This window comes from Gryllotalpicola daejeonensis, from assembly GCF_039538145.1.
In the GTDB taxonomy this organism is placed as follows: domain Bacteria; phylum Actinomycetota; class Actinomycetes; order Actinomycetales; family Microbacteriaceae; genus Gryllotalpicola; species Gryllotalpicola daejeonensis.
In genome coordinates this window covers 706,038-726,780 of sequence record NZ_BAABBV010000001.1, presented here as the reverse complement: position 1 = coordinate 726,780, position 20,743 = coordinate 706,038, and the positions used below count along the sequence as shown (strand labels likewise).

The following is a 20,743-nucleotide window of genomic DNA, read 5'->3' as shown; positions in this document are numbered from 1 at the left end:
CGCCCCTACAGCCCCTCTGCCACCGTCGCCGCGACCTGCAGCCACGCTTCGCGCGTCTGGCGCGAGAGCAGCTCGTAGCTGATCGTGCCGCCGTCGACCAGCGCCGGGTCGTGGGGCACCTCGAGCACGGCGCGCGTGAGCGAACCGAAGTGGCCGCGCAGCCGCCGCGCCAGCTGCGGGTCGGGCGAGTCGGTCGTGGCGGACAGCACCGTGACGGCGTTGTCGATCTTGGCGTCGAGGCCCTTCTCGCGCAGCCCGTCGACGAGCCACGCGGCGCTGGCGGCGGTGTCCTCGCGCACGGTCGTCACGATCACGAGCTGGTCGGCCGCCTCGACGGCCGCGAGCCAGTTCGGGGCGCGCATGTTGTTGCCGGTGTCGATGACGATGAGGCGGTAGAAGCGCTCGAGGGTCGAGTGCAGCTTGCCGAACGCCTCGGCGTCGACGAGCTCAGTGGCGTTCGGGTCCTCGTCGCTCGCGAGCACGTCGAACTGGGCCGAGCCCTGCGCGCGCACGTAATCGTCGAGATCGCCGATGCGCGACGAGCCGGTGTCGCTGAAGCGGTCGAGGTCGTTCAGCAGGCTGACCGCACTGTTGTGATGCGCGGCCGCGCGGGCGCGCCAGCCGAGCGTGCCGCGGGTCTCGTTGTTGTCCCAGGCCAGGGTGTAGCCGCCGCGGTGCTCGCCGAAGGTCGCGGCGAGCATCATGGTCGCGGTCGTCTTGTGCGCACCGCCCTTCGGGTTGATCACGACGATCGTGCGCGGGCCGGCGAAGGTGCGCTGCACCTTGGCGATGGCCGCGCGACGCTCGATCTCGGCCTCACCGGGCGCGGGGCTGATCAGGCCGAACGAGGCCTTGCGCACGATGCCCTGCCAGCCGAGCTCTGCTGGGGCGACGGGCGTGTCGGGGCGCTGGGCCATGAAGTCGTCGAGCGTCGGCACGTGCTCGGGGCCGACGGGCTGGGCCGGCAGCGGAATCGCCGTCGACGCCGCGTCGGTCTGCGGCGAGAACGGCTCGAAGCGGTGCGACGGTGCGGGGGTGGGGGTGGGGGTGGGCGCGGGCTCGTCGGCCGGGGCCGGCGCGGGCGCGGGCTCCGGAGTCGCGACCGGCGCAGGCGGTGGCGCGACGCGGTTCACGGTCGGCATCTGCTCCGTCGGGGCCGCGGCCGCGGCATCCCTCGTGCTGTGCTCGGTGGGCGACGCGAAGAGGTACTCGAGATCCGGAATGGCGGCCGAGCGGCGCGCGGGCTGGGTCAGGGTGTCGTCATCGCTCACCGGCACCTGGCCGCTGCTGTGCTGGTCCCCGAGCCCGACGATCGCGTCGAAGTCGAGCCCGCCAGCGGGGCCGGAGGCCGGGGGAGTGGGAGGGGTGGGGGGAGCCACCGCGCTCAGGGCCTCGGTGTAGCCGTCGGGAGAGACTCGCACCTCCTGTGTGCCGAGGCTGTCGCGGGCGACCAGGCGCACCGGCCGCTCGAGTCGCTGCGCGACGCCCGCCACGGCGCGGATGATGTCGCGACGCACGCCGTCTTCTGTGCGCCCCTCGATCGTCGAGATGGCGCCGTCGACCGAGATCTGGCCGATGTACGGGCCTTCGGCGCTGCGCACCACGGTGGCTTCGATGTGGGGTGTGTGAGTCATGGGGGTGGTGTCCGTCACGGGGTTCCCTCCGCTGATGATGGGTCCAGAGCGTCGGGATACGGCCCTGTAACCCTAATGGGGGTAGATAGTACCCGATCGTTTCCGGGAACCGTCAAACGAATGGGCCGCCCCGAGGGGCGGCCCATCGCTGCTGCATCGGCTCAGGCGACGCGCGTCTCCGGCGACTGCGTCAGCGTCGGGTCCGTCTCGGCGAGCGAGCCGAGTGCCTCGTCGATCTTCGCGAGCACGGATGCCTCGAGCTTGACGCCCGCTGCCGCGGCGTTCGACGCGATCTGCTCAGGGCGGCTCGCACCCACGATCGCACCGGCCACGTTCGGGTTCTGCAGGACCCACGCCACGGCGAGCTGCGCCTGGGTGAGGCCGAGCTCGTCGGCGATCGGCTTGAGGCTCTGCACCGCGGTGAGGATGTCGTCGCGCAACCACCGGGCGATCATGTTCTTGCCGCCCTTCTCATCCGTCGCGCGCGAACCCTCGGGCGCCGGCTGGCCGGGCAGGTACTTGCCCGTCAGCACGCCCTGAGCGATCGGCGAGAAGACGATCTGCGAGAGTCCGAGCTCTTCAGAGGTCGGCACGACCTCCTGCTCAATGACGCGCCACAGCATGTTGTACTGAGGCTGGTTCGAGATGAGCTGGAACCCGAGCTCCTTCGCGAGCTTGTGGCCCGCGCGGATCTGGTCGGCGTTCCATTCGCTGACACCGATGTAGAGCGCCTTGCCCTGGCGCACGATGTCGGCGAAGGCCTGCATCGTCTCTTCGATCGGCGTCTCGTAGTCGAAGCGGTGCGCCTGGTACAGGTCGACGTAGTCGGTGCCGAGGCGGGTGAGCGAGCCGTTGATCGACTCCATGATGTGCTTGCGGCTGAGACCCGTGTCGTTCTTGCCGCCGGGCCCGGTGGGCCAGTAGACCTTCGTGAAGATCTCGAGGCTCTCGCGACGCTCGCCCTTGAGCGCGTCGCCGAGCACGACCTCGGCCGCCGTGTTCGCGTAGGCATCGGCCGTGTCGAAGCTCGAGATGCCCGCGTCGAGCGCCGCATGGATGGTCGCGTTCGCCGCGTCGTTCTCGACCTGCGAAGCGTGGGTGAGCCAGTTGCCGTAGATGATCTCGGAGATCTTGAGACCCGAGTTGCCGAGGTATCTGAATTCCATTCCTCAAGCCTATGCAGATTCGTCGAATCGTTTCGACCCAGGCTGGTTGTCAGTTCCCCGCGAGATGATGAACAGCGTGGGCAGGGCAGACGGCAGCGACCGGCAGGTGACGGTCGGGCCGGTGGACGACACCGGCGCCAACATCCTGCATGTCGACATGGATGCCTTCTATGCGTCGGTCGAGGTGCTCGACCGACCGGAGCTCGCGGGGAAGCCGCTGATCGTCGGCCACGCGAGCGGCCGCTCGGTCGTCTCGAGTGCGTCTTATGAGGCGCGCAGGTTCGGTGTGCGCTCGGCGATGCCGGTCGCGCAGGCGCTGAGACTGTGTCCGGATGCCATCACCGTCGACCCCCGCATGGACAGGTACGCCGAGCTGTCGCGCCAGGTGATGCAGATCTTCCGCCGGGCGACGCCGCTCGTCGAGCCGGTGTCGATCGACGAGGCGTTCCTCGATGTGAGCGGCGCCCGCAAGCTGCTCGGCAGGCCGGCGCACATCGCGGCGCAGCTGCGCGAGTGGGTGCGTCACGAGACCGGGCTTCCGGCATCGGTCGGCGTCGCGGGCACGAAGTTCGTGGCGAAGCTGGCCTCCGGTCGCGCGAAGCCCGACGGGCTGCTGGTGGTGCCCGTCGCCGAGACGCTGGCGTTCCTGCACCCGCTGCCGGTCGGGGCGCTCTGGGGCGTCGGCCCGTCGACGCAGACCGCGCTCGCGAACCTCGGCCTGCGCACCGTCGCCGACCTCGCCCAGGCGCCGATCGAGTTGCTCGAGAAGCGGCTGGGCGTCGGTGGCAGGCGCCTGTGGCAGCTGGCGAACGGCATCGACGTGCGCGAGGTCGAGACGACCCGCATCGAGAAGTCGATCGGCCACGAAGAGACCTTCGAGTTCGACGTCACCGATCGCGCGGTGCTGCGGCGCGAGCTGCTGCGCCTGGCGTCTCGCGCGGCCGAGCGGCTGCGTGCGGCATCCGTCGCCGGCCGCACGGTGAGCCTCAAGCTGCGCTACTCCGACTTCCGCACCATCTCGCGCTCGCGCACTCTGCCCGAGCCGACCTCGGTCGGCCGGCGCATCTTCGAAGAGGTCTCAGGCCTGCTCGACGAGGCGTGGCAGGACCGAGCGCCGGTGCGGCTGATCGGCGTGCGCGTCGAGCAACTCGAGCAGGATGCCGGCCAGCCAGCCCTCTGGGACCCCGATGGGGACTGGCGGGAGACCGAGCGCGCCGTCGACGGCATCGCGGCGAAATTCGGCGCGGGCGTGCTGGGGCCGGCGGCACTGCTCGGCACGAAGCCGCGTAAGGTCGGCGAGAGCGACCACTATCGCGGCTGAGGCTGTGGCCAGTGTGCCCTGGCTAGTCGTCGCGGCCGAGCCCGACCTGGATCGGGCGGTGATCGCTGCCGTTCGGCGGCAGCACGACGTTCGAGACCACGTGAAGGCCGCGCTCGACGACGTGGTCGACGCGTGCGACCGGGAACCGGGCGGGCCAGGTGAAGCCGAATCCCCACTGGCTCGTGCCCGGCTCGTTGACCGTGTCGAGCAGCTGGCGGAAGGCGCGGTCGGTCGAGGCGGCGTTGAAGTCGCCGACGGCGATCAGGCGCGAGGAGTCGTCACGCCGAAGCGTCGCGGCCAGCGTGCTCAGCATCTCGTCCCGCTGGGCGAACTCGCCGGGGCGCAGCGAAGCGGCGTGCAGGGCGTAGACCCGCACCGGGCCGGCATCCGTCTGCACATCGACGCTCAGCGCGCGCTTCCAGCCCAGGCCCAGCGTGAGCGAGTGCGCGTTCGACAGCGGCAGCGAGCTCCAGACGCCGACCGTGCCGACGACGTAATGGTGGGGATACGCAGCGTCGAGGGTTTTCGACGCGGCGGCGGCGGAATCCGCCGTGAGCTCCTGCAGGGCGATGACCTGGGGGTGGCGCGCGGCGATCGACTCGACGGTGTTCGCGGGATTCGTGTTGTCGGCGTCGACGTTCTCGCTGATGACGGTGAAGTCCGTGTTCCCGGTGCTGCGGTGCGGGGTGATCACCGGAACGTAGAGCGCGGCCCAGACGATGGCCGAGACGAGTGCGCCGATGGCGATGAAGGCCGAGCGCCGCGTGGCTGCGACGATCGCGAACAGGACGATCAGGATGCCGAACCACGGCAGCACCGACTCGATGAGGCCCATGACCCCACCGCGGTCCGAGATGGCGCCGTGCCAGAGCAGCAGGGCGCCGACCGCGAGCGCCACGACGCCGAGAACGGCGTCGGAGACCATGCGAGTCGGGCGGCGGGCAGGCATCGGTCGATCTTCCCATGCGCGGCTAAGAGCGGCTGAGAAGACCCTGGCACCTGAATGGCGCGCCGCGTAGCGTGGGCGGCATGAGCAGCGTGGTGGAGCGAATCGCGGAACAGATCAAAGGCCTCGGGCTGTCGACCGTCTATGGCGAGGCGACCGAGTTGAACGGCGTGCACATCATGCCCGTCGCGCTCGCGTTCCACGCCTTCGGCGCAGGCGAGGGTCGCGGCAACGGCGGCGGTGCCGGCGAGAGCGTGAACGTCAACCTCAACGGCGAGGGCGAAGGCAGCGGGGGCGGCGGCATCGCGGCGAGCATCCCGTTCGGCGCCTATGTGCGCGACATCCGTGGTCTGCGATTCGAGCCCAACCTCATCACGCTGATCGCCGTGGCGACCCCGCTCGTGTGGGTCAGCGGAAGCGTGCTGAAGGGCCTCGCGCGCGCATCGCGCAAGCGCCGTCGCTAGTCCGCGGCGCTCGTCACCGCTCGCGCCGTTGCGCGCGCCGCTTCTCGTCGCGCCGCCGCTGCCAGATCAGCACGCGCAGCAGCACGATGAAGGCGACTGCGAGCGCGATGACGGGAGCGAAGGGGGTCACGCCGCTCAGTCTATGATTGGGCGTGTACACGGGAGTCCGGTGAGCCGGGCTGAGAGGAAGGTTCTCAACCTTCGACCGTCGAACCTGATCCGGGTCATGCCGGCGCAGGGAGGCAGACAATCTCACATCCCGTGCCCTCGTTTCCGAGAGAAAGGGATGAACGAGTGCACGCAACAATCGAGACCCTGACGGATGCCGCGCCGAAGCGCCTCACAGCGCGGAAATGGCGCCCCGTCGACATCATCGTGGCCGCCGTTCTCGGCATCGCCATCGGCGTCGTCTACTGGCTGTGGGACACCCCTGGCTATGCCTGGTACGGCGCGGCTGACGCACTGACGCCCGGGCTCGGGGGAGTCGCAAACGGCGGCTGGCTGCTGGCCGGCGTCGTGGGTGCCCTCGTGATCCGCAAGCCGGGCGCGGCGATCTTCGTCGAGCTGCTGGCCGCCGTCGTCGAGATGGGCATCGGCGAGCAGTGGGGAATCACGACGGTCTACTCGGGGCTCGCCCAGGGCGCCTTCATCGAGCTCATCTTCGCGATCTTCCTTTACCGCCGCTTCAACGTCGGCGTCGCGATGCTCGCGGGCGCAGCGGGCGGCTTCGGCGAGTGGGCGCTCGAGCTGTTCTTCTTCGGCAACCTTGCGAAGTCGGCCGCATACAACACGATCTACCTCGTGAGCTCTGCGGCCTCGGGCGCCGTGCTCGCCGGGTTCGTCGGCTGGCTCGTGGTGCGGGCGCTCGCCGCGACCGGTGCGCTCGACCGGTTCGCCTCCGGCCGCGCGGCGAAGGCGCGGGTCTGACCACGGCAGGCGACACGCGACCGGCCCGCGTCGAGGCGCGCGGCTGGGGCTGGCGGCACACCGGGCGGCTGCGCTGGGCCGTCTCGGGGCTCGATCTCACGATCGAGCCGGGGGAGCATGTGCTGCTGCTCGGCCCGAGCGGGGCGGGGAAGTCGACGCTTCTTGCCGCACTCGCGGGCGTCGTCGGCGGTGAGGAGGAAGGCGAGCAGCTCGGCGAGCTGATGCTCGACGGCGTGCCACCGGCCGCGGCGCGCGGGCGGGCGGGTCTGGTCCTGCAGGACCCGGACGCGCAGGCGGTGCTGGCCCGTGTCGGCGACGACGTGGCCTTCGGCTGCGAGAACCTCGGCGTGCCGCGCGAGGAGATCTGGGCCCGCGTCGCGGAGGCGCTCGACGCAGTGGGGCTCGAGGTGCCCCTCGACCAGCCGACGTCGCAGCTTTCCGGCGGCCAGCGGCAGCGCCTCGCCCTGGCCGGGGTGCTCGCGATGCGGCCCGGGCTGCTGCTGCTCGACGAGCCGACCGCCAACCTCGATCCGGCGGGCGTCGTCGAGGTGCGCGAGGCGGTCGCCAGGGCTGCGGCGCGCACCGGCGCCACGCTCGTCGTCGTCGAACACCGGGTTTCGGTCTGGGCCGATCTGGTGGACCGGGTCGTCGTGCTCGACGGCGAGGGCGCGCTGCTGGCCGACGGCCGGCCGCGTGACGTGTTCACCACCCATCGTGCGGCTCTCGAGGCCGCAGGAGTGTGGCTGCCGGATGCCTCGCCCGACGTGCCCGCGGCGGCGCCGACTCACGAACCGGCCGTCATCACTGCGGCCGGCCTCGCGATCGGACGCCGCAGGGACTCGGTCGTGCGGGCGGGACTCGAGCTCGCGATTCCCGATGCCGCGTCGACCGTCATCACCGGGCCGAACGGCGTCGGGAAGTCGACCCTCGCGCTCACGCTCGGAGGACTGCTGCCTCCGCTCGGCGGCGCGGTGCAGGCATCCGATCGTCTCGCTCGCGGGCTCGCGCCGCAGCCGCACCGGTGGCGCTCGACACAGCTGCTCACGCGCATCGGCACCGTTTTCCAGGAGCCCGAGCACAGTTTCGTGGCGCGCACCGTGCGCGACGAGATCGCCGTCGGCCTGCGGGCGCTCAAGACACCGCGCGCCGAGCTGGATGCGCGCGCCGACGAGCTGCTCGCGCGGCTGCGGCTCGAGCACCTCGCGCTCGCGAACCCGTTCACGCTCTCCGGTGGCGAGAAGCGGCGTCTCTCCGTCGCCGCGGTGCTCGCCGCACGACCGCCGCTGCTGGTTCTCGACGAGCCGACCTTCGGACAGGACAGGGCCACCTGGACGGAGCTCGTGCGGCTGCTGCGGGGCCTCGTGACAGACGGCTCGGCGCTCGTCAGCGTGAGCCACGACGCCGAGCTTGTGCGTGCGCTCGGCGACCGCGTGCTGCGGCTCGAGCCCGCGGGCCTGCGTGAGCAGACGGGGGTTGCGGCATGAGACTCGTCGCACGCACCAACCCCGTCAGCCGGCTCGCGGCGGCCATCGTGGTGACGGCGCCGCTGCTGCTCACGCTCGACTGGTCGAGCAGCGCCGTGATCCTGGCGTTCGAACTCGTGCTGCTGCTCGCCGCGGGCGCGAAGCTGGGTTGGATCCTGCGCAGCACGTGGCCCTTGCTGATCGCCGCGCCGCTGGCCGGCATCGGAATGCTGCTCTACGGGGAGCCTTCCGGCCATGAATACGCCTCGTTCTGGCTCGCGCACATCACCTCGGGCTCGATCGCGCTCGCGATCGCCGTGTCGCTGCGCGCGCTCGCGATCGGCGTACCGAGCATCCTGCTGTTCCGCGGCGTCGACCCGACCGAACTGGCCGACGGTCTCGCCCAGCGCGTGCGCCTGCCCGCTCAGCTCGTGCTCGGCACGCTGGCGGCCCAGCGGCTGGCCGGGCTGCTCATCAGCGACTGGCGGCAGATGAGCCTCGCGCGGCGCGCCCGCGGGCTCGGCGACGCAGCGGCGATCCGCCGGTTCCTCGGCATGGCGTTCGCTCTGCTCGTGCTCGCGATCCGGCGTGGAACGAAACTCGCCACCGCGATGGAGGCGCGCGGCTTCGGCGCGCCGGGGCCCCGCACGTGGGCGCGCCCGTCGACATTCGGGGGCAGGGATGCCGCGCTCGTGGCCATCGCCGCGGTCGTCGCCGCGACCGGACTCGGGCTCGACCTCGCGTTCGGCACTCTGCACTGGGTCTGGTCATGACCGCGCCGGTGCAGAAGGTCGTCGCCGCCGTCGCGGCGCTCGAGGTGACGAATCCGATCGTGCTGATCGACGGGCCGAGCGGCTCCGGCAAATCGACACTCGCCGACGCGCTGCTCGCGGCGTGGCCGACAGCCGCAGCGCCCCGGCTCGTGCGCCTCGATGATCTCTACCCGGGGTGGGGCGGCCTCGCGGTCGGCAGTCACGCCGTCGCCGCTGAGCTCGTCGGGCCGCTGCGCGAGAGCGGTGTCGGCCGCTGGCGCGAGTGGAACTGGGCCGCCGGGCACCCCGGCGAGTGGCACGAGGTGCACGGCGATCGGCCGCTCGTGGTCGAGGGCTGCGGGGCGCTCAGCCAGGCATCCGCTCGCCACGCCGATCTCAGGATCTGGCTCGGCGCAGACGACGCGGTGCGCAAGCGGCGGGCGCTCGCGCGCGATCGCGGCGCGTTCGACGCGCACTGGGAGATGTGGGACGCGCAGTTCACCGAGTTCGTGCGCACGCAGCATCCGCTCGCGCTCGCTGACCTGATTCTCGACGGCACGCGAGCCCCTAGCCCGGTTTCGTGAGCAGGGTCTAGATTCACGGCATGAGCACCGCAGAGACCGCGAAGGAATACATCCTCGAGTTCCTCGACGGCCCCCTTCAGGGACAGACCCAGCACCGACCGTACATCGACGGGGAGTACGAGAAAGAGGTCGACGCGTTCGTCGCCGTCGAGGGCCTGCCGTCGCAGCTGCACTACGTCGCGCGCGACTCGAGGAAGGTCGGCGAGAACCTGTTCGTGAGCTACCGCTGGGACCCGGCCGACAGCGACTCGATCGAAGTCGACGACCAGGACACGAACATCTAGTCGGGCTGACTAGGCCCAGCCGAGGCGGTGCAGCTCGGTGTCGTCGATGCCGTAGTAGTGCGCGATCTCGTGCACGAGTGTGACATGCAGTTCGTCGCGCAGCTCGGCGATGCTGTCGCACGCGGCGAGGTGCGGTTCCCGGTAGACGATGATGCGGTCGGGAAGCTCGCCGAAGCCGTAGCGGTCGCGGGCCGTGACGTCGACGCCGTCGTACAGACCGAAGAGGTCGAGCGAGCCGTCCTCCGGCCGGTCCTCGACGAGGAACACGACGTTCTCGAGCCCGTCGACCATGTCGTCAGGCAGTACGTCGAGCTCGGCGACCACGAGTTTCTCGAAGTCGTCATGGCCGAGCTCAAGCACGGCCTCACGATACCGTTGGCCGCGTGAAGAACGGCGAGGTGTCCTTCTGGTGGTCGCAGCTCGGCCGGGCGACGCCGCTGCCGCCGCTCGACGGATCGCGTGAGGCGGATGTCTGCATCGTCGGCGCCGGATACACGGGGTTGTGGACCGCCTATTACCTGAAGCGCGCGCAGCCTTCGCTGCGGGTGGTCGTGCTCGAGCAGCGCTTCGCCGGCTACGGCGCCTCAGGCCGCAATGGAGGCTGGCTCGCGAACTCGATCACGGGCGGGCGCGAGCAGTACCTCGCCTCGCACGGGCGGTCCGTCGTCGCGCGCTTCCAGCAGCTCGCCAACGAGACCGTCGACGAAGTGATCGCGGTCGCCGCGGCCGAGGGCATCGACGCTGACATCCACAAGGGCGGCGAGTTCACGGTCGCGACCGACCGGGCGCAGCTCGAGCGGCTCACGGCGTTCGCCGCGGCCGAGCAGAAATGGGCCGAGAGCGGCGTCGAGCTGCTGTCGGCCGGCGAGGCACGGGCGCGCATCGACATCGCCGGCGGCCTCGGCGCGGTCTGGCACCCGCACACCGCCCGGCTGCACCCTGCGAAGCTCGCGCGCGGGTTGCGTGAGACGGTGGTGCGCCTGGGCGTCGAACTGTACGAAGGCACCCGCGTCGTCTCGATCGAGCCGCATCACGCGCTGACAGCACGCGGCACCGTGAAGGCCCCCGTGATCATCCGCGCCACAGAGGGCTTCACGGCGGGCTTCCCGAAGTTCCACCGCGAGTGGCTGCCGCTGAACTCCTCTCTCGTGGTGACGGCGCCGCTGCCGGCATCCGTCTGGCAGGAAATCGGGTGGGACGGGCGTGAGACGCTCGGCGATCTGGCTCACGCCTACATGTACGCGCAGCGCACCGCCGACGACCGCATCGCGTTCGGCGGCCGAGGGCGCCCGTATCGCTTCGGGTCGCGCGTCGATGCCGACGGGCAGACGCCCGCCGCGACCGTCGCCGAGCTGCGCGCGCTGATCGAGCGGTTCTGGCCCGTCTTGCGTGGCGTGCAGCTCGACCACGCGTGGTCGGGGGTGCTCGGCGTTCCACGGGATTGGTCGGCCACGGTGGGGCTCGATCGCGGCACCGGGCTCGGCTGGGCGGGCGGCTACGTCGGCACGGGCGTCGCGTCGACCAACCTCGCAGGCCGTACGCTCGCCGACCTCGTGCTCGAGCGCGACACCGAACTCGTGACGCTGCCGTGGGTCGGCCATCGGGTGCGCACCTGGGAGCCCGAGCCGCTGCGCTGGGTCGCCGTGCAGTCGCTCTATGCGCTGTACCGCGCGGCGGACCGCGCAGAGCACGCCGGGCGCACGACGACCTCGCCGCTCGCCCGGCTCGCCGACCTAGTGTCTGGGCACCGCTGAAGCGCCGCTCGACGCTAAGAGAGCAAGCGGCGCACCTCGCCGTCACTGGTTTGCGTGAAATCGCGGTATGCCTGACCGACCCCGAGGAAGGCAGCAGGGAACCAGGGGCAGATCAGGGCGTCGACGGATGCTTCGACCGCGGCGCGCGCACCGGTGAGCACCACCGGCGAGGCGGCGATGAGACGGCTCGGGCGAAGTTGCCGGGCAGCGGCGGCGGCCGCGCGCATCGTGGCGCCAGTGGCGATGCCGTCGTCGACGAGCACCACGGTGCGCCCCTCGAGCGCGAGCGGCGGTCGGTCGCCGCGGTACTCGGTGACGCGTCGTTCGAGCTCGACTCGCTCGTGTGAGAGGACCTCGGCCCAGGCATCCGGCCCCGAATATGCTGCGACGCGCTCGCGCAGATCATCGTTCGCGACGATCGCGAGCTCGCCGCCCACTGAGGCGATCGCGCCCATCGCGACCTCGGGCGAGCCGGGCACGCCGAGCTTGCGCACGACGAGCACGTCGAGCGGCGCGCCGAGGGCCCGGGCAACGGCGGCGGCGACGGGGACGCCGCCGCGGGGGAGTCCGAGTACGACGGCATCGGCGCCGTCGGGGACGATCTCGGCCACCGACGCGGCGAGAACCTCGCCCGCGTCGACGCGATCACGATAGGGATTCACGGCTCGACCATGCGGAATCACTGCGAAGAATTGGGGTGATCGACGGGGCTTGAACCCGCGACCCCCTGGACCACAACCAGGTGCTCTACCAACTGAGCTACGACCACCATGCGACCCAGCTCAGATGGCGAGCGGGCAACCAGTCAAGTGTATTACATGCGCGGGGCCCACTCGTTCACCACGGACGTGGCGACGGCGAGCGCCTGCTCTGAGGTCGGGCCCGGCTCAGCGACGAAAACCGCCTTGCGGTAGTAGTCGAGTTCGCGGATCGACTCGAGGATGTCGGCGAGAGCGCGGTGGCCGCCGGCCTTCTCGGGCGCCTGGTAGTAGACGCGGGGGAACCAGCGGCGCGAAAGCTCTTTGATCGAGCTGACATCGATCGAGCGGTAGTGCAGGTGCGAGTCGAGACGCGGCATGTACTTCGTGATGAACATGCGGTCGGTGCCGATCGTGTTGCCGGCGAGCGGTGCCTTGCCCTCGTCTGGCACGTGGGCGAGCACGTACTCCATGACCTCATACTCGGCCTCGGCGAGGCTCTTGCCGGTGGGGATCTCTGTGATGAGCCCGCTCGTCGTGTGCATGTTGGTCACGAACTCGCTCATGCCCTGAAGCGCCTCGTCACTCGCCTTGATGACGATGTCGATGCCCTCGGCGACGGGCTTCAGCTCAGAGTCGGTGATGACCACTGCGATCTCGACCAGCTCGTCCTTGTCGGGGTCCAGGCCCGTCATCTCGCAGTCGATCCAGACGAGACGATCCGAGGCAGCAGACATGCTCCGATCCTATTGCGCACCCTTTGCTTAGGCTGGGTTGGTGGAACTCACGCTCTTCACCTCGGCGTTCTGCGGGCCGTGCATGGCGACGCGAGCCGTGCTTGCAGAAGCGGGGCGGCTGATTCCCGGCGCCGCCGTCGTCGAGAAGGACGTCGTCGCATTCGAAGCAGAGGCTGAGGCGTCAGGCGTCAGAACGACGCCCACCGTGATCGTGAAGGATGCCGGCGGAGCCGAGGTGTTCCGCGCGGAAGGCGTTCCGACGCTGAACCAGGTGCTGGTCGCCGCGGCGAAGGCGCTCTGACCCGCCTCCTCTGAGGGCGTTCGCTACTCTTAATGTGCCAGCCTCCGTGGCCAAATGGATAAGGCAGCCGATTTCTACTCGGCCGATTGCGGGTTCGACTCCTGCCGGGGGCACCAGCGCTCGCCGAGATGTTCCAAAAGGGCGGTTCGCGGATCCGTAACCGCCATTTTGGAACATCTCGACGTCAACGCTTGCGGCCGAAGACGAAGTAAGCCGCCGGCCCGAACCAGTTGACGAGGATCACCGGGATCCAGGCGGGCTTCGGGCCGCGGACCTCGTCGGCCGGTCGCCCCGCGAGGTCGGTGAAGGCGAGCACGGCGAGTCCCACCTGAGCGACGCCCAGCGCGACCACCCCGGCCTTCGCCGGCGTCGATAGTTCCGAGAAGTTGCGCTTCGTACGGCGGCTCATGTCGTCATTCTGCGCGCTGCACCACGGCGCCCGCACGCACTGCTTGCGGGATCTCGGCGATCTCGTCGACGCGCTGCAGCAGGGCGGAGACAGCGTCGGGTGAGGCATCCGCATCGAGTTCAACGACATACCGGATGCCCGTGGACCGCCACTGCGCATCGAATCCGCCCGACGCCCGCACGCGCACGCCGCGCACCGCGACGCCGAGCGGTCCTGCCTCGCGATAGACGTCGTTCAGCACGCAGCCGGCGACGGCGAGATTCAGCAGGTGGGCACCGCTGAAGGCTGCGTCGACGGCGACACCCTCGGCGGTCCAGCGGTGTGGGAACGCGATCACGCCGTCGGATGCGACGCGGAGCGATCCTGCGCCTGCGACCACTTCGTACTCGGACATGGCGGGATGCTGGCAGAGCAGCCTTCGCGCCACCAGATCGGCGGTCGCGCCGCGGCGAAATGCCGCAGATCAACCGGGTTAAACGCGCCAGTGTCAAGAAGCCGGGTCACTGTTGCATGGCCCCCTGACCGGCGACACCGCGGGTGCTACTGTGTGGCTCGTGAGCACGCTCGACGACGTGATGGAGTCGGTCATTCAAGAGGTCGACGGCGCGCTCGGGTGCGCAGTCGCAGATCTGCGCTCAGGCGAACTGCTCGGGGTGGCGCACCACGTGTCGTACTTCACCCGGGAGTACCTCGATGCCGTCGCCGCGGCCGCCGTCGAGATGTTCCGCGGTGAGACCGTGCGGCACGTCGAAGATCTGATCTCGGCGAAGCGCGGGGTTCCGAGCGAGCGTCTGCTTGAAGAGATGCAGATGACCACTCGGCACACCATCCACTTCATGATGATCCTGCCCAATCATCCCGAGGCGGTCGTCGTGCTGATCACCAACCGCGAGACGTCGCTGGGCATGGGGTGGTCGGCCACGCGGCGCTCGGTGCTCGACATCGAGCCCATCCTCGACGAGCTGACTGTCTGAGGCCGCACGATGCAGCTGCCCCCCAGCACCGGTCGCCTAGAGGCTGAGGCGGTTGCGCGCGGCGTCTCGGCTGAGCGCTATGACCGCGTCGTGCGACTCGCCCAGGCGATCTTCGGCGCGCCGATCGCCGCGCTGAACCTCATCGGCAACGACAAGCAGTTCACCGTCGCGTCCGTCGGCTACCCGAAGGGGGAGGGGCCCGTCGAGGACTCCGTGTGCCGCGTCACCGTGCAGCACGACGAAATCCTCGAGGTGCGCGATCTGCGCGAGGACGAGCGGTTCGCGAGCATTCCGGCCGTGACGGGCGCGCCGCGGGTGCGCTTCTATGCGGGCATCCCCGTGCGTGGTCAAAGCGGGCAGAACATCGGCGCGCTGTGCATCCTCGATCTCGTGCCGCGCACGCTCGGTCGTCAACAGCGTGAGATGCTCGCGGACCTCGGCGCACTGCTCGAGCGTGAGCTCGCCGTGCAGGAGGAGATGGATCTCGCCGGCCAGGTGCAGCAGCTGATGCTGCCGACCTCCGCTCCTGAGATCGGCGGCGTCGAGATCGCCGGGCGGGTTCAGCCCGCGCGCGAGGCCGGTGGCGACTACTTCGACTGGTTCGTCGTCAACGACCCGGAAGGCGGCGGCAAGCGCCTTCAGGTCGTGCTCGGCGACGTCATGGGCAAGGGGCTCGCGGCATCCCTCATCGCCTCCGAGGTGCGCGCGGTGCTGCGCGGCCATTCACGCTACACGGACGTCGGCGACGCAATCGCCCGCACCTCCACGACCACTCGCCACGACCTCGAGGCGAACAACCGCTTCTCGACGCTGTGGGTCGGCCGCCTCGACCCCGTGACGGGGGCGCTCGACTACATCGACGCCGGGCACGGCCTGGCGATCATCGCCTCGCAGCGCGGCTATCGGCGGCTCTCGCAGGATTACCTTCCGCTGGGGATGCCTGTCGAGGACGACTGGACGCGGGCGACCGACCACCTCGCAGAAGACGAGCTGCTCGTCGTCGTCTCGGACGGGGTCTTCGACGTGCTCGACGATTCCTTCGAGCAGGCGGAGGCGCGATTGAGTGCCATCCTCGACCCCGAGCTGAGCTGTCGACAGGTCGTCGACCGCATCGTCGAGTTCGCGATGGCGCACGAGGCGACAGATGACGTCACCGCGCTGGTCGTGAGGCGGGCGCCCGCCCAAGGTGCCGCCGAGCAGGCATCCGCCACGAATTGAATACGAGAGAAGGAGAACGCGCCGATGAGCTTTGAGGAAGTCGACAAGGGCACCTACGTGGTGCTTGCGCCCGAGGGCAAGTTCAACCTCGTCGCCGCGCCGGCGCTGAAGTCGCGCATCGACGACCTTGTGGCCGGCGGCCAGGCACGGCTGGTCGTTGACCTGCACGGGATCGACTTCATCGACTCGTCGGGGCTGGGCGCGCTGATCGGGGGGCTGAAGGCGGCCAGGCAGAAGGGCGGCGATCTGCGCATCGCAGCCGCGGGCGCCCAGGTGCTCGCGGTGCTCAAGCTCACCAACCTCGATCGGATTCTCGCGCCGTACGACAGCGTCGAGGAGGCACGGCATGACTGGTGACGCCGGTGATGCGCCGGAAGACAAGGAGTACACGCTCGAGGGCTTCGCCGTGCCGGAGCAGTTGGATGCCGTGCACAAGCTTCTTGCCGAAGCCGCAGGCGACCACCCCGAGCTCGACCCGATGGACGTGATGCTGTTCGAGACGGCCATCATTGAGATCGCGAACAATGTCGTCGAGTACGGGCGCCCGGAGGGTGCGGTGCGCTGGAAGTTCACGATCCGCGTGCATGCCGACGACATCGAGGCCGAGCTCGACGACACGGGTCAGACGTTCACGCCTGCGCAGGGCGTCGGGATGCCCGGGGAGGACGCCGAAGGCGGCAGAGGCCTGGCTCTCGCCGAGGCCGTGCTCGACAAGATCGAGTTCACGCGGTTGGGGGACACCAATCACTGGCACATGGTGCGACGATTGGGCCGGATCCCGGAAATCTGAGTGGATGCGGCGGGCCGACCATGCGCCGCGTGAGAGTTCGCCGACGAGACTTGCTCTAACCTCCGGGGAAGGGGGATCATAGATACATGTCCGATGCTACGCCGATCTCCTATGACGTCAACGCGGCTCAGTTGAACACGCTGGCGACGGATGGGAGTGCCGTCCTTGCGCCGGGCAGCGGGGCGGCGAGCACCTCCGCGTCCGAGCCGACGTCGGAGTCGACGTCTCAGTCGAGTTCACAGTCGGTGTCGGCATCTGGGTCGGCGTCGGCGTCGGCGTCCGGGTCGGCGTCGCAGTCGGCGTCGCAGTCGGTGGCCGCGGGCGCGTCGAGCGGCTCGGTCTCGGCGTCGCAGTCAGCGAGCGCCTCTGCGTCGGGCAGCGCCTCTGCGTCGACCTCGACGAGCGCGTCGACATCGCTCAGCGCATCGGCGTCTCAGAGCCAATCCGCCAGCCAGTCGTCGACCGCGGCGAAGCCCACCCTGCGGACGACCGCGGCCGCGACATCCACCACCACCATCCCCACGTACTCGGATCAGGGGCTGACCAACGCGTCGATGTCCTACGGCGGGGGAGCAGACGCCAGCCTCTCGGCCACGCAGGCCGGTCACGCGTCATACGCGGGCACCGCGAGCAACACCTTCAACGGCAAGACGGTCACCTATCAGACCGCCATCACGACACAGGACGCCAACATCACAGCGGCGAACTTCAACGCCGTCATCGCTGCGCTCAACGTCACGATCGGCGGGGTCAAGGCGCACTATGTCGCGCAGCAGTTCTACATCGGCAACACGCTGTACTCGGGCTACCTGACGACCGACAACGGATTGGTGATCGCCGTGCAGGCGATTCCGAGCGGGGGCGTGTCGGTCTACAACATCAACTCGCTGTTCTATTACTTCAACGGCTCTGGGGCGCCGGCGCCGAGCAATCTGATCTCACAGAGCGAGTCGGCAAGCGCATCGGCCAGCCAATCTGCGGCGCCGTCCAACACAACGAGCGCGAGCCAGTCGACATCGACGTCGAAGTCGCAGTCGGTCTCGGCGAGCGCGTCGCAATCCGGGTCGGCATCTGCGTCTGCGTCTGCTTCGACCAGCGCCTCGCAGTCCGCGTCGGCCGGTGCTTCCACGAGCACCTCGAAGTCCGCATCGGTCAGTGCCTCGCAATCAGGTTCCGTGAGCGCGTCGCAGTCCGCTTCATCGAGTGCGTCGCAATCCGCATCGTTGAGCACCTCGAAGTCTGCCTCTACGAGTGCTTCTCAGTCGGCGTCTTCGACCAGCTCGTCGCAATCAGCGTCCGCGAGCGCGTCCCAGTCGTTGTCGGCGAGCGCCTCGCAGTCCGGTTCGGCCAGCGCCTCGCAGTCGGTCTCGGCGAGTGCATCGCATTCTGCCTCGACCAGTGCCAGCGCCTCGCAGTCGGGTTCCGTCAGTGCCTCGCAGTCGACTTCTGCGAGTGCGTCGCATTCTGCGTCGGCGAGCGCGAGCGCATCTCAGTCCGGTTCGGTCAGTGCCTCGCAGTCTGCATCGGCGAGCGCGTCGCAGTCCGGTTCACTGAGTGCGTCGCAGTCCGCGTCGACGAGCGCGAGCGCGTCGGTGTCCGGGTCGGCGAGTGCGTCGCAGTCGGCATCCACCAGTGCGTCGCATTCTGCGTCAACGAGCGCGTCCCAATCCGCGTCCTCCAGCGCCAGCGCGTCGCTATCGGGTTCGGCGAGTGCTTCGCAGTCGGGCTCGGTTAGTGCGTCACAGTCACTGTCGACCAGCGCTTCGCAGTCGGGATCCACGAGCGCGTCTCAGTCGGCATCCGCAAGTGCATCACAGTCGACCTCGACCAGCGCGTCTTCGTCGGCCTCGATGTCGAGCTCTTTGAGTGGTTCTGCGTCGACCTCGCTCAGTCAGTCGGCTTCGCAAAGCCTGAGTGGTTCTGCGTCGGCATCGTTGAGCGAGTCGACGTCGGGGAGTTTGAGCGCTTCGACGTCGACTTCGGTGAGCGAGTCGACCTCGGGCAGCCTGAGTGCATCGGCGTCTACTTCGGCAAGTGAGTCGACTTCCGAGAGCTTGAGCGGCTCTGCATCGACTTCGTTGAGCGAGTCCACCTCGCAAAGCTTGAGTGGGTCTGCTTCGACTTCATTGAGCGAGTCAACTTCCTCGAGTTTGAGTGGTTCCGCGTCGACGTCGTTGAGTGAATGGACGTCCGGCAGCCTGAGCGGTTCTGCGTCGACCTCAGCGAGCGAGTCGACCTCAGGCAGCCTGAGCAGTTCGGCGTCGACGTCGCTGAGTGAGTCGACGTCCGAGAGCTTGAGTGGGTCCGCGTCGACCTCGTTGAGTGAGTCGACGTCGGAGAGCTTGAGTGGGTCTGCTTCGACCTCGTTGAGCGAGTCCAGCTCGCAGAGCTTGAGCGCGTCCGCGTCGACGTCGCTGAGTGAGTCGACGTCCGAGAGTTTGAGCGGGTCGGCTTCGACCTCCTCGAGTGAGTCGACGTCGGGCAGCGTGAGTGGGTCTGCTTCGGCCTCGTTGAGCGAGTCGGCATCGACTTCATTGAGTGAGTCGACGTCCGAGAGCTTGAGCGGCTCCGCCTCAACGTCGTTGAGTGAATCTACGTCCGGCAGCCTGAGCGGTTCTGCGTCGACCTCAGCGAGCGAGTCGACCTCAGGCAGCCTGAGTGCTTCGGCTTCGACCTCCTTGAGCGAGTCGACTTCGGGCAGCCTGAGTGGGTCTGCTTCGACCTCGTTGAGCGACTCGGCATCGACTTCTTTGAGCGAGTCCAGTTCTCAGAGCTTGAGTGGCTCTACGTCGACCTCACTGAGCGAGTCGACTTCCTCGAGTTTGAGTGGTTCCGCGTCGACGTCGTTGAGTGAATCTACGTCCGGCAGCCTGAGCGGTTCTGCGTCGACCTCGGCGAGCGAGTCGACCTCAGGCAGCCTGAGCGCTTCGGTGTCTATTTCGGTTAGTGAGTCGACATCGGTGAGTTTGAGTGGTTCTGCGTCGACGTCGTTGAGCGAGTCGACGTCGGAGAGTCTTAGCGGCTCTGCGTCGACCTCGGTGAGTGAGTCGACTTCGGGCAGCTTGAGTGGCTCTGCTTCGACTTCTTTGAGTGAATCGACCTCGGAGAGTCTCAGCGGTTCTGCGTCGACGTCGGAGAGTCTGAGCGGTTCGGCTTCGTTGAGTGAGTCGACTTCCGAGAGCTTGAGTGGGTCTGCGTCGACGTCGTTGAGTGAGTCGACTTCGGGCAGCTTGAGTGGGTCTGCGTCGACGTCGTTGAGTGAGTCGACTTCGGGCAGCTTGAGTGGCTCTGCTTCGACTTCTTTGAGTGAATCGACCTCGGAGAGTCTCAGCGGTTCTGTGTCGACGTCGTTGAGTGAGTCGACGTCGGAGAGTCTGAGCGGTTCGGCTTCGTTGAGTGAATCGACCTCCCAGAGTCTGAGCGGGTCTGCGTCGACGTCGTTGAGTGAGTCGACTTCGGGCAGCTTGAGTAGCTCTGCTTCGACGTCGTTGAGTGAATCTACGTCCGGCAGCCTGAGTGGTTCTGCGTTGACCTCGGTGAGCGAGTCGACCTCAGGCAGCCTGAGCGCGTCGGCGTCCACGTCGGCAAGTGAGTCGACTTCTGAGAGCTTGAGTGGTTCTGCGTCGACCTCCTTGAGCGAGTCGACGTCGGAGAGCTTGAGTGGGTCTGCTTCGACCTCGTTGAGCGAGTCCAGCTCGCAGAGCTTGAGCGGCTCCGCGTCGACCTCGTTGAGTGAGTCGACTTCTGAGAGCTTGAGCGGCTCCGCATCGACTTCTTTGAGCGAGTCCAGTTCTCAGAGCTTGAGTGGCTCTACGTCGACCTCACTGAGCGAGTCGACTTCCTCGAGTTTGAGTGGTTCCGCGTCGACGTCGTTGAGTGAATCTACGTCCGGCAGCCTGAGCGGTTCGGCGTCGACCTCGGCGAGCGAGTCCACCTCTAGCAGCTTGAGCGGTTCTGCGTCGACCTCCTTGAGTGAGTCGACGTCGGAGAGTTTGAGCGGTTCTGCGTCGACGTCGTTGAGCGAGTCGACATCGGGCAGCCTGAGTGGGTCTGCGTCCGCGTCGCTGAGTGAGTCGACCTCTGGGAGCTTGAGTGGGTCTGCGTCGACGTCGTTGAGTGAGTCGACTTCGGGCAGCTTGAGTGGCTCTGCTTCGACTTCTTTGAGTGAATCGACCTCGGAGAGTCTCAGCGGTTCTGTGTCGACGTCGTTGAGTGAGTCGACGTCGGAGAGTCTGAGCGGTTCGGCTTCGTTGAGTGAATCGACCTCCCAGAGTCTGAGCGGGTCTGCGTCGACGTCGTTGAGTGAGTCGACTTCGGGCAG

Annotated in this window: 26 protein-coding genes, 2 tRNA genes and 1 riboswitch; of the genes, 14 read left to right on the top strand and 14 right to left on the bottom strand. The window is 68.5% G+C overall.

Features of this window, described 5'->3' with window-relative positions:
• Nucleotides 1–5: 5 nt before the first annotated feature.
• Both ABD736_RS03680 and ABD736_RS03675 read right to left on the bottom strand, forming a co-directional pair.
• A complete protein-coding gene (locus tag ABD736_RS03680; protein WP_344790379.1) occupies nt 6–1,634 on the bottom strand; it encodes a chromosome partitioning protein in 1,629 nt (542 codons plus the stop codon).
• 161 nt (nt 1,635–1,795) lie between these two features.
• Nucleotides 1,796–2,800 carry an aldo/keto reductase family protein gene (locus tag ABD736_RS03675; protein ID WP_344790378.1) on the bottom strand — a complete coding sequence of 335 codons (1,005 nt, stop codon included), beginning with the start codon at nt 2,798–2,800 and terminating at the stop codon, nt 1,796–1,798.
• A 76-nt stretch (nt 2,801–2,876) separates the two neighbouring features.
• Here ABD736_RS03675 and ABD736_RS03670 point away from each other — a divergent pair, with 76 nt between their 5' ends.
• Entirely contained in the window at nt 2,877–4,121 is a 1,245-nt protein-coding gene (locus ABD736_RS03670) for a DNA polymerase IV (RefSeq protein WP_344790377.1), read from the top strand.
• A gap of 22 nt (nt 4,122–4,143) precedes the next feature.
• Here ABD736_RS03670 and ABD736_RS03665 read toward each other — a convergent pair whose 3' ends face one another.
• On the bottom strand, nt 4,144–5,070 hold the full coding sequence (locus tag ABD736_RS03665) for an endonuclease/exonuclease/phosphatase family protein (protein WP_344790376.1): 927 nt from the start codon (nt 5,068–5,070) through the stop codon (nt 4,144–4,146).
• A gap of 80 nt (nt 5,071–5,150) precedes the next feature.
• Here ABD736_RS03665 and ABD736_RS03660 point away from each other — a divergent pair, with 80 nt between their 5' ends.
• The 6 genes from ABD736_RS03660 (at nt 5,151) to ABD736_RS03635 (ending at nt 9,541) form a co-directional block, all read left to right on the top strand.
• Nucleotides 5,151–5,531 (top strand): hypothetical protein, encoded by a 381-nt coding sequence (locus tag ABD736_RS03660; RefSeq protein WP_344790375.1) that lies wholly within the window; start codon nt 5,151–5,153, stop codon nt 5,529–5,531.
• Nucleotides 5,532–5,679: 148 nt separating this feature from the next.
• Nucleotides 5,680–5,790, top strand: a riboswitch (TPP riboswitch).
• 35 nt (nt 5,791–5,825) lie between these two features.
• The gene (locus ABD736_RS03655; protein WP_344790374.1) at nt 5,826–6,458 is read left to right on the top strand and encodes an ECF transporter S component; all 633 of its coding nucleotides are present in this window, start codon (nt 5,826–5,828) and stop codon (nt 6,456–6,458) included.
• Nucleotides 6,455–7,942 (top strand): ABC transporter ATP-binding protein, encoded by a 1,488-nt coding sequence (locus ABD736_RS03650; protein ID WP_344792200.1) that lies wholly within the window; start codon nt 6,455–6,457, stop codon nt 7,940–7,942. The genes ABD736_RS03655 and ABD736_RS03650 overlap by 4 nt, the downstream gene beginning before the upstream one ends.
• The gene (locus ABD736_RS03645) at nt 7,939–8,694 is read left to right on the top strand and encodes an energy-coupling factor transporter transmembrane component T family protein (protein ID WP_344790373.1); all 756 of its coding nucleotides are present in this window, start codon (nt 7,939–7,941) and stop codon (nt 8,692–8,694) included. The genes ABD736_RS03650 and ABD736_RS03645 overlap by 4 nt, the downstream gene beginning before the upstream one ends.
• Nucleotides 8,691–9,257: a nucleoside/nucleotide kinase family protein gene (locus ABD736_RS03640; protein ID WP_344790372.1), complete on the top strand. Its 567-nt coding sequence runs from the start codon at nt 8,691–8,693 to the stop codon at nt 9,255–9,257. Before ABD736_RS03645 ends, ABD736_RS03640 begins: the two co-directional genes overlap by 4 nt.
• 20 nt (nt 9,258–9,277) lie before the next feature.
• On the top strand, nt 9,278–9,541 hold the full coding sequence (locus ABD736_RS03635) for a hypothetical protein (protein WP_344790371.1): 264 nt from the start codon (nt 9,278–9,280) through the stop codon (nt 9,539–9,541).
• A 9-nt stretch (nt 9,542–9,550) separates the two neighbouring features.
• On the opposite strand, the gene ABD736_RS03630 is transcribed toward ABD736_RS03635, so the two are convergent.
• The gene (locus tag ABD736_RS03630) at nt 9,551–9,901 is read right to left on the bottom strand and encodes a metallopeptidase family protein (RefSeq protein ID WP_344790370.1); all 351 of its coding nucleotides are present in this window, start codon (nt 9,899–9,901) and stop codon (nt 9,551–9,553) included.
• Between the two features lie 23 nt (nt 9,902–9,924).
• On the opposite strand from ABD736_RS03630, the gene ABD736_RS03625 reads away from it, so the two are divergent.
• Complete coding sequence (locus tag ABD736_RS03625; protein ID WP_344790369.1) at nt 9,925–11,295, top strand: NAD(P)/FAD-dependent oxidoreductase; 1,371 nt, start codon at nt 9,925–9,927, stop codon at nt 11,293–11,295.
• A 14-nt stretch (nt 11,296–11,309) separates the two neighbouring features.
• On the opposite strand, the gene ABD736_RS03620 is transcribed toward ABD736_RS03625, so the two are convergent.
• The 3 genes from ABD736_RS03620 to orn form a co-directional block, all read right to left on the bottom strand.
• Nucleotides 11,310–11,957 carry a phosphoribosyltransferase gene (locus tag ABD736_RS03620; protein WP_344790368.1) on the bottom strand — a complete coding sequence of 216 codons (648 nt, stop codon included), beginning with the start codon at nt 11,955–11,957 and terminating at the stop codon, nt 11,310–11,312.
• 31 nt (nt 11,958–11,988) lie between these two features.
• Nucleotides 11,989–12,064: transfer RNA gene (locus ABD736_RS03615), tRNA-His, on the bottom strand.
• A gap of 45 nt (nt 12,065–12,109) precedes the next feature.
• Nucleotides 12,110–12,730 carry an oligoribonuclease gene (gene orn / locus ABD736_RS03610; protein WP_344790367.1) on the bottom strand — a complete coding sequence of 207 codons (621 nt, stop codon included), beginning with the start codon at nt 12,728–12,730 and terminating at the stop codon, nt 12,110–12,112.
• A gap of 40 nt (nt 12,731–12,770) precedes the next feature.
• Here orn and ABD736_RS03605 point away from each other — a divergent pair, with 40 nt between their 5' ends.
• The gene (locus ABD736_RS03605; protein WP_344790366.1) at nt 12,771–13,031 is read left to right on the top strand and encodes a glutaredoxin family protein; all 261 of its coding nucleotides are present in this window, start codon (nt 12,771–12,773) and stop codon (nt 13,029–13,031) included.
• 40 nt (nt 13,032–13,071) lie between these two features.
• Nucleotides 13,072–13,147 (top strand) — tRNA-Arg (locus tag ABD736_RS03600).
• Nucleotides 13,148–13,215: 68 nt separating this feature from the next.
• Here ABD736_RS03600 and ABD736_RS03595 read toward each other — a convergent pair.
• Together ABD736_RS03595 and ABD736_RS03590 are read right to left on the bottom strand one after the other, a co-directional pair.
• Nucleotides 13,216–13,440 (bottom strand): PLD nuclease N-terminal domain-containing protein, encoded by a 225-nt coding sequence (locus ABD736_RS03595; protein ID WP_344790365.1) that lies wholly within the window; start codon nt 13,438–13,440, stop codon nt 13,216–13,218.
• A 4-nt stretch (nt 13,441–13,444) separates the two neighbouring features.
• Nucleotides 13,445–13,834, bottom strand: coding sequence for an OsmC family protein (locus ABD736_RS03590; RefSeq protein ID WP_344790364.1), 390 nt, complete (start codon nt 13,832–13,834; stop codon nt 13,445–13,447).
• 160 nt (nt 13,835–13,994) lie between these two features.
• On the opposite strand from ABD736_RS03590, the gene ABD736_RS03585 reads away from it, so the two are divergent.
• From ABD736_RS03585 to ABD736_RS03570, 4 genes are read left to right on the top strand one after another with little or no spacing between them, the layout of a single operon-like run.
• On the top strand, nt 13,995–14,414 hold the full coding sequence (locus ABD736_RS03585) for a hypothetical protein (RefSeq protein ID WP_344790363.1): 420 nt from the start codon (nt 13,995–13,997) through the stop codon (nt 14,412–14,414).
• A 9-nt stretch (nt 14,415–14,423) separates the two neighbouring features.
• Nucleotides 14,424–15,632 carry a PP2C family protein-serine/threonine phosphatase gene (locus tag ABD736_RS03580; RefSeq protein ID WP_344790362.1) on the top strand — a complete coding sequence of 403 codons (1,209 nt, stop codon included), beginning with the start codon at nt 14,424–14,426 and terminating at the stop codon, nt 15,630–15,632.
• A 24-nt stretch (nt 15,633–15,656) separates the two neighbouring features.
• Nucleotides 15,657–15,989, top strand: a complete 333-nt coding sequence (locus ABD736_RS03575) for an STAS domain-containing protein (RefSeq protein ID WP_344790361.1) — start codon at nt 15,657–15,659, stop codon at nt 15,987–15,989.
• Nucleotides 15,979–16,422: an ATP-binding protein gene (locus ABD736_RS03570; RefSeq protein WP_344790360.1), complete on the top strand. Its 444-nt coding sequence runs from the start codon at nt 15,979–15,981 to the stop codon at nt 16,420–16,422. The genes ABD736_RS03575 and ABD736_RS03570 overlap by 11 nt, the downstream gene beginning before the upstream one ends.
• Nucleotides 16,423–17,317: 895 nt before the next feature.
• Here the strand turns inward: ABD736_RS03570 and ABD736_RS03565 are convergent.
• The 5 genes from ABD736_RS03565 to ABD736_RS03545 form a co-directional block, all read right to left on the bottom strand.
• Nucleotides 17,318–17,653, bottom strand: coding sequence for a hypothetical protein (locus ABD736_RS03565; protein WP_344790359.1), 336 nt, complete (start codon nt 17,651–17,653; stop codon nt 17,318–17,320).
• 258 nt (nt 17,654–17,911) lie between these two features.
• Nucleotides 17,912–18,202 carry a hypothetical protein gene (locus ABD736_RS03560; RefSeq protein WP_344790358.1) on the bottom strand — a complete coding sequence of 97 codons (291 nt, stop codon included), beginning with the start codon at nt 18,200–18,202 and terminating at the stop codon, nt 17,912–17,914.
• A gap of 111 nt (nt 18,203–18,313) precedes the next feature.
• Nucleotides 18,314–18,514, bottom strand: a complete 201-nt coding sequence (locus ABD736_RS03555; RefSeq protein ID WP_344790357.1) for a hypothetical protein — start codon at nt 18,512–18,514, stop codon at nt 18,314–18,316.
• 675 nt (nt 18,515–19,189) lie between these two features.
• Nucleotides 19,190–20,002 carry a hypothetical protein gene (locus tag ABD736_RS03550; protein ID WP_344790356.1) on the bottom strand — a complete coding sequence of 271 codons (813 nt, stop codon included), beginning with the start codon at nt 20,000–20,002 and terminating at the stop codon, nt 19,190–19,192.
• Between the two features lie 213 nt (nt 20,003–20,215).
• Nucleotides 20,216–20,743 (bottom strand): hypothetical protein (locus ABD736_RS03545; protein WP_344790355.1); only part of this gene is annotated, 528 nt, incomplete at its 5' end.

Excerpts from the sequence above, each read along its gene's own strand:
- ABD736_RS03680 (WP_344790379.1), bottom strand. The coding sequence starts at position 1,634 with ATGACTCACACACCCCACATCGAAGCCACCGTGGTGCGCAGCGCCGAA.
- ABD736_RS03675 (WP_344790378.1), bottom strand. The coding sequence starts at position 2,800 with ATGGAATTCAGATACCTCGGCAACTCGGGTCTCAAGATCTCCGAGATC.
- ABD736_RS03665 (WP_344790376.1), bottom strand. The coding sequence starts at position 5,070 with ATGCCTGCCCGCCGCCCGACTCGCATGGTCTCCGACGCCGTTCTCGGC.
- ABD736_RS03660 (WP_344790375.1), top strand. The coding sequence starts at position 5,151 with ATGAGCAGCGTGGTGGAGCGAATCGCGGAACAGATCAAAGGCCTCGGG.
- ABD736_RS03645 (WP_344790373.1), top strand. The coding sequence starts at position 7,939 with ATGAGACTCGTCGCACGCACCAACCCCGTCAGCCGGCTCGCGGCGGCC.
- ABD736_RS03640 (WP_344790372.1), top strand. The coding sequence starts at position 8,691 with ATGACCGCGCCGGTGCAGAAGGTCGTCGCCGCCGTCGCGGCGCTCGAG.
- ABD736_RS03635 (WP_344790371.1), top strand. The coding sequence starts at position 9,278 with ATGAGCACCGCAGAGACCGCGAAGGAATACATCCTCGAGTTCCTCGAC.
- orn (WP_344790367.1), bottom strand. The coding sequence starts at position 12,730 with ATGTCTGCTGCCTCGGATCGTCTCGTCTGGATCGACTGCGAGATGACG.
- ABD736_RS03595 (WP_344790365.1), bottom strand. The coding sequence starts at position 13,440 with ATGAGCCGCCGTACGAAGCGCAACTTCTCGGAACTATCGACGCCGGCG.
- ABD736_RS03590 (WP_344790364.1), bottom strand. The coding sequence starts at position 13,834 with ATGTCCGAGTACGAAGTGGTCGCAGGCGCAGGATCGCTCCGCGTCGCA.
- ABD736_RS03580 (WP_344790362.1), top strand. The coding sequence starts at position 14,424 with ATGCAGCTGCCCCCCAGCACCGGTCGCCTAGAGGCTGAGGCGGTTGCG.
- ABD736_RS03575 (WP_344790361.1), top strand. The coding sequence starts at position 15,657 with ATGAGCTTTGAGGAAGTCGACAAGGGCACCTACGTGGTGCTTGCGCCC.
- ABD736_RS03570 (WP_344790360.1), top strand. The coding sequence starts at position 15,979 with ATGACTGGTGACGCCGGTGATGCGCCGGAAGACAAGGAGTACACGCTC.